We start from the raw sequence: 12,461 nt of genomic DNA on the forward strand, positions 1-12,461 counted from the left end.
CATGCTGCATTCCATGATTTCGTTCGTGGTGCACCGGCGCTTGCTGGCGCTGTGCGCCACGCTGGGCATCGCGCTGTACGGCGTGTATTCGTACCTGCATACGGCCATCGAGGCCTATCCTGACGTGACCAACGTGCAGGTGGGCGTGATCGCCCAGGCGCCCGGCCTCGCGCCCGAGGAGGTCGAGCGCCAGATCACCCAGCCGCTGGAGCGCGAGCTCAACGGCACGCCGGGCCTGGTCTCGCTGCGCTCGGAGAGCTACTTCGGCCTGTCGATGGTCAACCTCGTCTTCAACGACGACGCGCAGAGCTTCAAGGCGCGCGCCGAGGTCTCGCAGCGCCTGCCCCAGGCCGACCTGCCGCCCGGCGTGACGCCAGAGATGGCGCCCGACTACACGCCGCTGGGCAAGATCTTCTACTACCGCCTGCACAGCGACCGCCACACCCTGGCCGAGCTGCGCACCGCGCAGGAGTGGCGCGTGGTGCGTGTGCTCAAGCAGGTGCAGGGCGTGGCCGACGTGGTGAGCATCGGCGGCTTCGTGAAGGAATTCCACATCGAGGCCGACCCCGACAAGCTCTACGCCATGGGCCTGACGCTGGAGGACGTGAGCCAGGCCATCGCCCAGTCCAACCGCAACGTGGGCGGCGGCCTGATGCGCCGGGGCGAGCAGTCGCTCATCATCCGCGGCATCGGCTTGCTGCGCTCGCCGCAGGACATCCAGGGCGTGGTGGTGGCCATGCGCGGCGGCGCGCCCGTCACCGTGGGCGACGTGGCGCGCGTGCTGCAGTCGCACACGCCGCGCCAGGGCTCGGTGGGCATGGACGAGCACGACGACGTGGTGCAGGGCATCGTGCTGCTCAAGCGCGGCGAGAATCCCTCGGAGGTGCTCGACGCGATCCACGAGAAGGTGGACGCGCTCAACGGCGGCGGCCTGCCCGAGGGCATGCGCATGACCACCAACTACGACCGCTCCGACCTCGTGGGCCACACCCTGGCCACCGTGCAGCACAACCTGCTGTTCGGCGCCACGCTCATCGTGGCCGTGCTGTGGCTGTTCCTGCGCAGCCTGCGCGGCTCGCTGATCGTGGCCACGGTGATCCCGCTGTCGCTGCTGGCGGCCTTCATCGGGCTGCACTGGCTGGGCATGCCGGCCAACCTCATCTCGATGGGCGCGATCGACTTCGGCATCATGGTGGACGGCGCCGTGGTGCTGGCCGAGAACATCATCCGCAACGCGCGCCTGCGCAAGCCCCAGAACGCGGTGGACATGCGCCACATCATCGTGGACTCGGCCGTGGCCGTGGCCAAGCCGACGCTGTTCGCCATGGCCATCGTGATCGCGGCGCTGATCCCGGTGTTCTCGCTGCAGAGCATCGAGGGCCGCATCTTCCGGCCCCTGGCCATGACCTACAGCTTCGCGCTGCTGGGCGCGCTGGTGTTCGCCATGGGCCTGGTGCCGGCGCTGTGCGCGCTGCTGCTCAAGCCCAGGCACGTGATGGTGGAAGAGCCCCAGGTGTTCGAGCGCGCCGAGCACGGCTACCGGCACTGGATCGGCGCCGTGCTGGGGGCAGGCCGCAAGCGCGCGATGGTGCTGCTGGTGTCGCTGGCCGTGCTGGCGGGCGGCGGCATCTGGGCCAGGTTCCTGGGCACCGAGTTCCTGCCCGAGCTGGACGAGGGCGACGCCTACGTGCTGGTGCAGATGCCAGCCTCCATCTCGCTGGAAAAGGGGCAGGAGGTGCTGCGCGACGTGCGCGCGCGGCTCAAGGTGTTCCCCGAGGTGATCTCCGTCACCTCCGAGCAGGGCCGCCCCGAGTCGGGCACCGACAACGAGACGCTGAACCTGGCCAAGGTGCTGGTGCGCCTCAAGCCCCACGGCCAGTGGCGCGCGGGGCTGGACAAGCCCGGCCTCATCGAGCAGATGCGCGCCACGCTGGGCGAGATCCCTGGCGTGTCCTTCAACTTCGCCCAGCCCATCCGCGACAGCGTGGAGGAGTCCACCTCCGGCGCGCGCGGGCAGGTGGTGCTCAAGGTCTTCGGCCCCGAGATCCCGCAGCTGCGCGCCGTGCTGGAGCAGACCGTGGCGGCGGTGAAGGACATCGACGGCGTGGTGGACCTGGGCCTGTACCGCGACGCGCCCGCGCCGCAGGTGCACGTGGAGTTCGACCGCCAGGCCCTGGCGCGCCACGGCATCGCCATGGAAACCGCGCAGAAGACCCTGGCCGGCGCGCTGGCCGGCGACGTGGCCACCACGCTGTGGGAGGGCGAATACCCCGTGCCCGTGCGCGTGCGCCTGCCCTACGCCGACCGGATGGACGAGGAGCAGGTGCGCCAGATCGCCATCCCGCTGCCCTCGGGCGGCTCGGTGCCGCTGCACGCCGTGGGCAGCGTGGGCATCCAGATCGGCAACTCCTCCATCTTCCGCGAGGGCAACGCGCGCTACATGGCGCTCAAGTTCAACGTGGAAGGGCGCGACATCGGCTCCGTGGTCAAGGACACGCTGGCCGCCTTCAAGGACAAGGTGCAGGTGCCCGACGGCTACCAGGCCATCTGGGGCGGCGAGTGGGAGAACCAGCAGCGCGCCGCCGCGCGGCTGAAGGTGGTGGTGCCGCTGTCGCTGCTGGTGGTCTATGCGCTGCTCTTCGGCGCGCTGGGCCAGGCGCGCAGCGCCGGCGTGATCCTGCTGTGCGCGCCGTTCGCCATGGTGGGCGGCATCGCCGCGCTGCACCTGGCGCACATCGAGCTGTCCATCAGCGCGGCCATCGGCTTCATCGCCCTGCTGGGGCAGGTGGCGCTGGCGGGGCTGCTGGTGGTGTCGGCCGTCGAGGAACTGCGCCGCCAGGGCGTGCCGATGCTGCAGGCGCTGGTGGCCGGCACGGCCGAGCGCATGCGCTCCATCGTGCTCGTGGCGCTGCTGGCCCTGCTGGGGCTGCTGCCCATGGCCCTGTCCACCGGCGTGGGCAGCGAGACGCAGCGGCCCTTCGCCTCGGTCATCGTCGGCGGCATGGTCGTGCTGCCGCTCGTGGCCCTGGTGCTGCTGCCGGTGCTCTACGTGCTGCTGGGCCCCAAGACCATGAAGACCCAGGAAGAACTCGATGAACTCCCCGATGGAGAGGCCTGACATGCGGCACGAAAACTCCTGTTTTGATAGCTGCTTGCGCTTGTCTGGTAAGCGCTGGAGGTCGATTTGGCTTCAATTGGCAGGCGCCGCGCTGCTGTGCTGCGCGCAGGCCGTGGCCGCAGCCCCTGCCGCGCCTGCGCCCGCGCAGCCCGTGACGCTGGAGGAATACCTGCGCCTGGTGGCGCGCAACCAGCCCGCGCTGGCGGCCGAGCAGCTCCAGGTGGAGGCGGCCCGCGCCGACACGCGCGGCGCGCGCGCCTTCCCCAACCCCACCGTGGGCTATTCGCGCCAGCCCAGCGAGCGGCAGTGGAGCATCGACCAGCCGCTGCCGATCTTTGGCCAGCGCGGCGCGCGCATCGAGAACGCGCGCCGGGGCGAGGCGGCCGCGGCGGCCCATGCGCAGGCGGCCGTCACCTCCGCGCTGGACGAGGCCGCCCACGCCTTCAACGAGCTGCTCGTGGCCCAGCGCCGCCTGCAGGTGTGGCAAGAGGCGTCGCAGGAGCTGGAGCGTGCCGGCCGCATCGTGCGCGGGCAGATCGAGGCCGGTGCGCGCAGCCGCTACGACGGCGCGCGCCTGGACCTGCGCCAGGCCCAGATGGCCATGCAGGTCGCCAAGGCCGACGCCGCCGCGCAGGAGGCCGCCACCCGCGCCGCCGCCCTGGCCGCGCTGCCCGCCTGGGCGCCGCGTGCCGAAGGCAGCCTGCAGGCGGGCCCCGCCGCGCAGGCGCAGGACTTCGAACTGCTCTGGCACGAGGCCGGCGCGCGCCTGTCCGCCGTGCGTGCCGCCCAGGCCGACCTGGACCAGGCGCGCCAGAAGGTCGCGCTGGCGCGCCGCGAGGCCCTGCCTACACCCAGCGTGGGCGTGGCGCGCGTGCGCAACCGCAACGACGGCAACTACACCCAGTGGGGCGTGTCGGTGGAAATACCGCTGTTCGACCGCCACCAGGGCGCCATCGACCGCGCGCTGGTCGAGGCCGACCAGGCCGCGCTGCGCCTCGATGCCGCCGTGCTTGCCGCGCAATCCAGCCTGCGCCTGGCCCTGCAGCAGGTGCAGCTCAAGCGCGCCAGCGTGCTCGCCTACGAAAAGGAAGGCCTGTCCCGCGTCGCCCCGCTGCACCAGATGGCGCAGGACGCCTACAAGCTGGGCCAGGGCGGCATCCTGGAGCTGATCGACGCGCTCGGGTCGATTGCCGAGCACCGGCTGGAGCACCTGGAGCTGGTCAAGGACATGCTGGATGCCGAATGGCAGCTGCGCGTGGCCACAGGCAACCTTCCGGCCGTGGAGCCCTGAACCTGCCGGATACTCGGGGCGGCATGTACCGCTACCTCATCATCGAAGACGACGCGCTCAACGCGCGCTACATCGCTGACGGCCTGCGCCAGCAGGGCGCGCAGGTGGCGGTGTGCGGCGACGGCGTGCAGGGCATCGCCCTGGCCGTGGGCGAGCAGTGGGACGTGATCATCCTCGACCGCATGCTCGAAGGCGGCTTCGACGGCCTGCAGATCCTGCAGACCCTGCGCGCGATGGGCCGGCAGACGCCGGTGCTGGTGCTCAGCGCGCTGTCGGCCACCGACGAGCGCGTGCGCGGCCTCAAGGCCGGCTGCGACGACTACCTGACCAAGCCCTTCGCCTTCTCCGAACTCTCCGCCCGGCTGGAGGCGCTGGTGCGCCGCGCGCGCATCCCCGCGCCCGAGCGCGAGATGCGCGTGGCCGACCTGCGCCTGAACCTCATGAGCCGCAGCGCCGAGCGCGCCGGCCAGCCGCTGGCCCTGCAGCCGCGCGAGTTCCGCCTGCTGGCCTTCCTGGCGCAGCACGCGCACCAGATCGTCACGCGCACCATGCTGCTCGAGTCGGTGTGGGACTACCGGTTCGACCCGCAGACCAACGTGATCGACGTGCACATCAGCCGCCTGCGCGGCAAGGTGGACAAGGGCTTCGAGCCCCCGCTCATCCACACCGTGCGCGGCGTGGGCTACAGCCTGACCGACCGGCCGCAGGCATTGCCCCAGGGCGCGTGATGGCTGCCGCCCGTCCCTGGAGCTCCGTCGCCTTCCGCCTGGCCCTGTACTACGGCGGCCTGCTGGTGCTCACCATGGCCATCGTGCTCTCGGTGTTCTACGTGCAGACCGTGGGCGTGCTCGGCGCGCGCATGGACCGGCAGGCCGAGAACCACCTGCGCCGCCTGGTGGAGCACGGCGCCAAGTACGGCCAGGAGGCGCTGGAGGGCGAGATCCGCTGGATGCTGCAGGACGGCGTGAACACCGATACCGAGATCCTCATGCTCACCGACGCCCAGGGCCACGTGCTGCTGGGCAACGCCGCGCCCTGGCCGCCGCGCCGCCTGAGCACCGTGGGCGTGCGCGACGTGAAGGTGCGGCGCGCCGGCGCGCTCGTCGCCGGCCGCGTGGCCGTGGCCGAGCTGCCCGGCGGCCGCCTGCTGGCCGTGGGCAGCGACCTGCAGGCCCAGCGCCACATGGAGGAGCTGATCGGCCGCGCCAGCTTCATGGCGGCCTTCATCGCGCTGGTCATGGCCGTGGTCGGCGCGCTGGTCTTTCGCCGCGTGGTGGACGACCGCGCCGCCGACATCCGCAGCACCATGGCGCGCGTCGCCGCGGGCGACCTGCGCCAGCGCATCCCCGTGGCCGGCCGCGACGACGAATTCACCCTGCTGGGCCGCGACATCAACGGCATGCTCGACCGGCTGGAGCACCTGATGGAGGGCATACGCCACGTCTCCAACACCATCGCGCACAACCTGCGCACCCCGCTCACGCGCATGCTGCTGCAGCTGCGCGGCGCCGAGCAGGCCCCGGCCGCGGAGCAGGCGGCCACGCTCGCGCGCGTGGCGCGCGAGGTGGAGGAGCTGGGCGTGGTGTTCGACAAGCTGCTGCAGATCGCCGAAGTGGAGAGCGGCACCAGCCGCACCCGCTTCGCCCGCGTGGAGGTGCGCGACCTGCTGCTGGACGTGGCCGACCTCTACGCCCCCGTGCTCGAAGACAGCGGCGGCAGCCTGCGCGCCCAGGTGCAGGACGCGCCCGCCGCCCTGGGCGACGCGGACCTGCTGGCCAGCGCCATCGCCAACCTGATCGACAACGCCATCAAGTACGGCCGCGCGCCGGAGGGCGGCCGCGGTGCCGACATCGTCCTGCACGCCGCTCCCGCGCAGGGCCCGGGCGGCGCCCCGGGCATCGCCGTCACCGTGCGCGACCATGGCCCCGGCGTGGAGCCCCAGGCGCTGGAGCAGCTGGGCACGCGCTTCTTCCGCGCCCGCACGGACGGGCAGGGCTACGGCCTGGGGCTGTCGAGCGTGCGGGCCATCGTGGAACTGCACGGCGGCCGCCTGGAATTCGCCAACACCCACCCCGGCATGCAGGCGCGCATCTGGCTGCCGGCCCCGCCGCCTGCATGAATCAGGTGGCGGTGCGCACCATGCGGATCGCGTCGAACGGGCAGCGCACCGCGCACAGCGCGCACCCCGTGCAGCCCGGCGCATCGTGCAGCACCGAGCGCTTGGGGCCGAAGCGCGCCCCTGCCTGCACCTGCAGCGACAGCACGTGCGGCGGGCACACGCCCACGCACCAGCCGCAGCCGGTGCAGCGCTGCGGGTCGATCACGGGCAGGGCCTTGCGCGGGGCGGTCATGGCCGCAGCATGCCATGGCGGGCGCTACAGTGCGGGGCCTATGTCCGATTCCGATGCTTTCATCACCCGCCACCTGCGCGTCCACGGCCGCGTGCAGGGCGTCTACTACCGCCAATCCATGATCGAAGCCGCGCAGCGCCTGGGCGTGCACGGCTGGGTGCGCAACCGGCACGACGGCAGCGTCGAAGCCCTGGCCACCGGCCCCGCCTCCGCCGTGCAGGCGCTCATGGATTGGGCCCGCCAGGGCCCGCCCGCCGCGCGCGTGGAGCGGGTGGAGGTCGCCGAGGCGCCCGTCGGCGAATCGCAGGGCTTCGTGCAGCGCGAGACGGTTTAAGCAAAATCGGCCTCCAGCGCTTATCCAGAAAGCGCGAGCAGCTATTGAAACAGGAGCTATCGGCTCACGCGAGCTGCCGGAGCAATTCCATGGCGCCGGCCGGCGCCCGCTCCTTGGCGCCATTGATGAAATACACGAACACGTCGCGCGGCCGCGCGCCGCCGGTCCAGGCGCGCACGCCCTCGGCCCACCGTGCGATGGCCTCGGGCGTATAGCCCATGGGCACATCGGCCTGGCCGCGCATCAGCCGCAGGTAGGCGAAGCCGGCCTGCGCATCGGCGATGGCGGGGAATTTCTCCGAGTCGGTGCACACCGGCACGCAGCCGTAGCGCCGCGCCAGCGCCGGGAACGCCGGCGTGGCGAAACTCGCGTGCCGCACGTCCAGCGCATGGCGCAGGCGGCGCCCGTCCACCGCCCGCGGCAGCAGCGCCAGGAAGGCCTCGAAGTCCTCCGGCTCGAACACCTTGGCGGGCATGAACTGCCAGACGATGGGACCCAGCTTGTCCTTCAGCTCCGCGATGCCGCTCTCGACGAAGCGCGTGACCGCATCGCCCGCCTCCGCCAGTACCCGGCGGTGCGTCGCCAGGCGGTGGGCCTTGAGCGAGAACAGGAAGCCGTCGGGCGTCTCGCCGTGCCACTTGGCGAAGGTGGCCGGTCGGAAGGTGCTGTAGAACGTGCCGTTGACCTCGATGGACGTGAGCCGGCGGCTGGCGTAGTGCAGCTCTTGGCTGTGCGCCAGGCCCTCGGGGTAGAAGCTGCCGCGCCAGGGCGCGAAGGTCCAGCCGCCGATGCCGACGCGAACGTCTGCAGCGGTTGCCACGGCCGGGCCGCTACTGCACCAGCGTGGCCTCGAGCGTGATCTCGGGCACGGACGCCAGGGCCTTCGACAGCGGGCAGTTGGCCTTGGCCTCCTGCGCCATCTTCTGGAAGGCGGCCTCGTCCATGCCCGGCACCTTGGCCTTCAGCGTGAGCGCGATGCGGTCGATGACGAAGCCGTCGCCGTCCTTGGCCAGGCGCACGCTGGCCGTGGTGTCGAGGCGCTCGGTGGCGATGCCGGCCTTGTCCGCCGCGAACGAGAACGCCATGGTGAAACAGGCCGCATGCGCCGCGCCCAGGATCTCCTCGGGGTTGGTGCCCTTGCGGTCGTCGCCGAAGCGGCTGGCAAAGCCGTAGGGGTACTTCTCCAGCGCACCCGTTTCGGTGCTGATCTGGCCCTGGCCGGCCTTGCCGGCACCTTCCCAGTGAACGCTGGCTTTCTTTTCAGGCATGCGAAATCTCCACGGTATGCAAGGAAAGCGCCCATGACACCATGCTCCGCGCGCATCCGAGGTGGGCCGCGGCGGCCTTGCGGTGTGGGCCGCGTCCTACGCGCGGCGCGCGCCGTAGGCGCACCAGCCGGGCCGGGGGCTTTTCTGCAGCGGGTGCAGGCGGCAGGTCTCGGGCCGCTGGTCGTACACCGTGCACAGCCGCGTCCTGGGGTCCAGGAAGTGGCAGTCCCCGCTGGCCCGCCGCGCGATGGTGAAGACCGCGTGCTTGTGGTTGAAGTGGTCGATCAGCCGTGCCTTCTGCAGCCGCTTGGCGATGTGCCGGGGCTCGTCGTGCTCGGCTTCGAAGGCATCCACCAGGCCGAGGCGCACCAGATCGGGCAGGCGCACTTCGAGCGGCATCGTGCAGCAGTTGGCCGCACAGCCCGCGCACAGGCCCGCGCGGTAGCGGGTCCAGGTGTCGGGGCGGTCGACGTCGACGATGGAGATGGGCGAGCGCATGAGGGATGCGATTGTGCCCATATCCTCGCCCTGGCCGATGGGCTGTGGCTGAAACGCTGGTGGCTGACCCATGCGCCACAATCCGGCTGGGCCTCCTGGCCTTCTTGCGGCTGCGATAGCAGATACCGCAGCAGATAACAGCAACAGACTTCAAAACTGCCGCTAGCGCATCCATCAAAGATGCCCTGGCGGCAGTCGGGCATATGAATCACCAGGCTCTCTCATCCTTCATCTGGTCGGTGGCCGACCTGCTGCGCGGCGACTACAAGCAATCCGAATACGGCCGCGTCATCCTGCCCTTCACGGTTTTGCGCCGCCTGGACTGCGTGCTGGAAGGCACCAAGCCCGCCGTGCTGGCCGAATACGCCGCCAAGAAGCACATGCCAGGGCACGAGCACTTCCTGCTGCGCAAGTCCGGGCAGAGCTTCTACAACACGTCCGAGCTGGACCTGCCCCGCCTGCTGGGCGACCAGGACCACATCCGCCAGAACCTCTACGCCTACATCCAGGCGTTCTCGCCCTCGGCGCGCGACATCTTCGAGCGCTTCGAGTTCCACACCCAGATCGAGCGCCTGGCCAAGGCCAACCTGCTCTATCTCGTGGCCGAGAAATTCGCCCACATCGACCTGCACCCGAGCACGGTGGACAACGCCAGCATGGGCCTGGTCTTCGAGGAACTGATCCGCAAGTTCGCTGAAATCTCCAACGAAACGGCCGGGGAGCACTTCACCCCGCGCGAGGTCATCCGCCTCATGGTCAACCTGCTGTTCATCGAGGACGACGACGTGCTCACGCCCGGCAATGCCGTGGTGCGTACCCTCTACGACCCCACGGCGGGCACGGGCGGCATGCTCTCCATCGCGGGCGAGCACCTGCTGGCGCACAACCCCCAGGCCCGCCTGACCCTGTACGGCCAGGAACTCAACGACGAGTCCTACGCCATCTGCAAGGCCGACATGCTCATCAAGGGCCAGGACGTCGCCAACATCGTCTCCGGCAACACCCTCAGCGACGACGGCCACGCCGCCGCCAAGTTCGACTACATGCTCTCCAACCCGCCCTTCGGCGTGGAATGGAAGAAGGTCGAGAAAGCCGTGCGCGCCGAGCACGAGCAAAAAGGCTTCGACGGCCGCTTCGGCCCCGGGCTGCCGCGCGTGTCCGACGGCTCCATGCTGTTCCTCATGCACCTGCTGTCCAAGATGCGCCCGGCTAGGGAAGGCGGCAGCCGCTTCGGCATCGTGCTCAACGGCTCGCCGCTGTTCACCGGCGGCGCGGGCAGCGGTGAGAGCGAAATCCGCCGCTACGTGCTGGAGAACGACCTAGTCGAGGCCATCATCGGCCTGCCCACCGACATGTTCTACAACACCGGCATCGCCACCTACGTGTGGATCCTCTCCAACCGCAAGGTGGAAGACCGCCGGGGCCACGTGCAGCTGATTGACGCCAGCGGCTTCTGGCAGAAGATGCGCAAGAGCCTGGGCAGCAAGCGCAAGGAGATGAGCGACGCGCACATCGCCACCGTCACCCGCCTGTTCGGCGACTTCACCGAGGCCGAGATGGTCACCGTGCTCGACGCCCAGGGCCAGCCCCTGCGGGACGCAGACGGCAAGCCCTGCGAGCCGCAGCTCGTCACCAACACCGACTCACCGCCCAAGCCCCCCGGGGGCGGGCGCCTCCAGCGCGTGCCCATCGCACGCATCTTCCGCAACGAGGAATTCGGCTACACCACCCTTACCGTCGAACGCCCGCTGCGCGATGAAAACGGCAACGTCGTGCTCGGCCTCAAGGGCAAGCAAAAAGGCCAGCCCCAGCCCGACAGCGCGCTGCGCGACACCGAGAACGTGCCGCTCACCGAGGACATCGCCGCCTACTTCCAGCGCGAAGTGTTGCCGCACGCGTCCGATGCGTGGATCGACGAAGCCAAGAGCAAGGTCGGCTACGAGATTCCGTTCAACCGCCATTTCTACGTCTTCGAGCCGCCGCGCAGCCTGCATGCGATCGACGAGGAACTGAAGGCCGTGTCGGCCAACATCATGCGGATGCTGGGGGAGTTGGCGGAGTAAATCTACTGGCTGAAAGATGCCATGAAGAATGCAAAAACTCTATTTTTAGTAAAATGAAATTTACTTAAAACAAGATTTCAAGCATGGATATCCCAAAAAGCGAGCTTTTTGCGGTCTTGCAGCAGTTCAACCCCTGGTGGACGGGCGCCCCCATGACCGACCTGCCCCACTGGCAGCGCTTCGCCGCGCGCCTGTTGTGGCAATGGGCGACCGACCCGGACAACAAGCGCGCCCTGCTCCTCACCGGCGCGCGCCAGGTAGGCAAAACCACGCTGCTGCGGCAGACCATCCGGCAACTGGTCGCATCCGGCATGGCACCGGGCCAGGTGCTCTACGCCACGCTCGACCATCCCCTGCTCAAACTGGCGGGCCTGCAACGCACCCTCGAAGCCTGGGACGAACTGCACCCACCCGCCGCAGGCCAGGTGCGCTACGTCTTTCTGGACGAAATCCAGTACATGCCCGACTGGCAGACCTGGCTCAAGCACCAGGTCGATTTCAACCGCGGCCTGCGCATCGCCGCCACCGGCTCCGCCGACCCCCTGCGCAACGGCTCCGCCGAATCCGGCGTGGGCCGCTGGGAAACCATCCCGCTGCCCACCATGTCGTTCGGCGAATTCCTGAAGCTGCGCGACATCGCCGTGCCGGCCGGCATCCCGGCGGTGCGCACGCTGCGCGACCTGTTCGACTGGAGCGAGGCCGACTTCGCCCGTGCGCGCGCCGCCGCCCAGCCCCTGACCGGGCATTTCCACGACTATCTGCTGCGCGGCGGCTTCCCCGAACCCGCCCTCACCCCCGACCTGGCCCGCTGCCAGCGCCTGCTGCGCGAAGACATCGTGGACAAGATCCTCAAGCGCGACATGACCGCCTTCTACGGCGTGCGCCGCGTGCTGGAGGTGGAGCGCATCTTTCTCTACCTGTGCTACCACGACGGCGGCATCCTCGACATACCCACCCTGTGCGGCCAGCTCGAAGGCGTCAACCGCCAGACGGCGCTCAACTTCCTCGACCTGTTTGAATCCGCGCACCTCATCACCCGGCTCAAGCCCTTCGGCTACGGCAAGGAAGTGCTGCGCGGCCGCGACAAGGTGTACCTGGCCGACGCCGCGCTGCCCGGCGCCATGCTGCTGCTGGGCCAGCAACTGCTCACCCAGCCCGAGCGCCTGGGCGCGGCCGTGGAAACCGCCTTCTTCAAGCACATCCTCACCCGCTACTGGCGCGAAACGCCCGAGTTCTCGTATTGGATCGAGCCCAAGAGCAAGCAGGAGGTGGACATCATCACCCGCCTGGGCGAGCGGCTCGTGCCCTTCGAGGTGAAGTACCAGGACACCGCCATCACGCCACGGCGGCTCCTGGGCATGCGCCAGTTCATGGAAAGCCGCCAGGTGCCGCAGGGCTACGCCATCACCCAGCGCTGGGAAGACTTTGGCCGCATCGCCATGACGTCCGCGAACAAGGCCACGCCGGACAAGCCCATTGGCGAGGTCGTTGCCATACCCGCGCCGCTGGCGTGCTACTGGATGTCGGAGATTTGATGA

Annotated in this window: 11 protein-coding genes; 7 read left to right on the forward strand and 4 right to left on the reverse strand. The window is 69.7% G+C overall.

Annotated elements, in window-relative coordinates:
- The first annotated feature begins 1 nt into the window (after position 1).
- From AAG689_RS22190 to AAG689_RS22205, 4 genes are all read left to right on the forward strand, one after another.
- Positions 2–3,118, forward strand: coding sequence for an efflux RND transporter permease subunit (locus tag AAG689_RS22190; protein ID WP_406623807.1), 3,117 nt, complete (start codon positions 2–4; stop codon positions 3,116–3,118).
- 112 nt (positions 3,119–3,230) lie between these two features.
- A complete protein-coding gene (locus tag AAG689_RS22195; protein WP_406623808.1) occupies positions 3,231–4,409 on the forward strand; it encodes a TolC family protein in 1,179 nt (392 codons plus the stop codon).
- A 23-nt stretch (positions 4,410–4,432) separates the two neighbouring features.
- Positions 4,433–5,137: a response regulator transcription factor gene (locus tag AAG689_RS22200; protein WP_020227281.1), complete on the forward strand. Its 705-nt coding sequence runs from the start codon at positions 4,433–4,435 to the stop codon at positions 5,135–5,137.
- The gene (locus AAG689_RS22205) at positions 5,137–6,528 is read left to right on the forward strand and encodes a sensor histidine kinase (protein WP_406623809.1); all 1,392 of its coding nucleotides are present in this window, start codon (positions 5,137–5,139) and stop codon (positions 6,526–6,528) included. The genes AAG689_RS22200 and AAG689_RS22205 overlap by 1 nt, the downstream gene beginning before the upstream one ends.
- A 1-nt stretch (position 6,529) precedes the next feature.
- On the opposite strand, the gene AAG689_RS22210 is transcribed toward AAG689_RS22205, so the two are convergent.
- Positions 6,530–6,760, reverse strand: a complete 231-nt coding sequence (locus AAG689_RS22210; protein WP_406623810.1) for an ATP-binding protein — start codon at positions 6,758–6,760, stop codon at positions 6,530–6,532.
- A gap of 40 nt (positions 6,761–6,800) precedes the next feature.
- Here AAG689_RS22210 and AAG689_RS22215 point away from each other — a divergent pair, with 40 nt between their 5' ends.
- Positions 6,801–7,094, forward strand: a complete 294-nt coding sequence (locus tag AAG689_RS22215; protein ID WP_406623811.1) for an acylphosphatase — start codon at positions 6,801–6,803, stop codon at positions 7,092–7,094.
- A 64-nt stretch (positions 7,095–7,158) separates the two neighbouring features.
- Here the strand turns inward: AAG689_RS22215 and AAG689_RS22220 are convergent, their stop codons facing one another.
- The 3 genes from AAG689_RS22220 to AAG689_RS22230 all read right to left on the reverse strand — a co-directional run bounded on the left by AAG689_RS22220 (position 7,159) and on the right by AAG689_RS22230 (position 8,860).
- Complete coding sequence (locus AAG689_RS22220; protein ID WP_406623812.1) at positions 7,159–7,914, reverse strand: DUF72 domain-containing protein; 756 nt, start codon at positions 7,912–7,914, stop codon at positions 7,159–7,161.
- Positions 7,915–7,924: 10 nt separating this feature from the next.
- Positions 7,925–8,362, reverse strand: coding sequence for an OsmC family protein (locus AAG689_RS22225; protein ID WP_406623813.1), 438 nt, complete (start codon positions 8,360–8,362; stop codon positions 7,925–7,927).
- Positions 8,363–8,458: 96 nt separating this feature from the next.
- Positions 8,459–8,860: a YkgJ family cysteine cluster protein gene (locus tag AAG689_RS22230; RefSeq protein ID WP_406623814.1), complete on the reverse strand. Its 402-nt coding sequence runs from the start codon at positions 8,858–8,860 to the stop codon at positions 8,459–8,461.
- 203 nt (positions 8,861–9,063) lie between these two features.
- Here AAG689_RS22230 and AAG689_RS22235 point away from each other — a divergent pair, with 203 nt between their 5' ends.
- Positions 9,064–10,923, forward strand: a complete 1,860-nt coding sequence (locus AAG689_RS22235; RefSeq protein WP_406623815.1) for an N-6 DNA methylase — start codon at positions 9,064–9,066, stop codon at positions 10,921–10,923.
- Positions 10,924–11,075: 152 nt separating this feature from the next.
- Positions 11,076–12,458, forward strand: coding sequence for an ATP-binding protein (locus AAG689_RS22240; RefSeq protein ID WP_406623816.1), 1,383 nt, complete (start codon positions 11,076–11,078; stop codon positions 12,456–12,458).
- The last annotated feature ends 3 nt before the right edge of the window (positions 12,459–12,461 follow it).

The sequence above is a fragment of the Acidovorax sp. SDU_ACID1 genome, assembly GCF_045291395.1.
In the GTDB taxonomy this organism is placed as follows: Bacteria; Pseudomonadota; Gammaproteobacteria; order Burkholderiales; family Burkholderiaceae_C; genus MR-S7.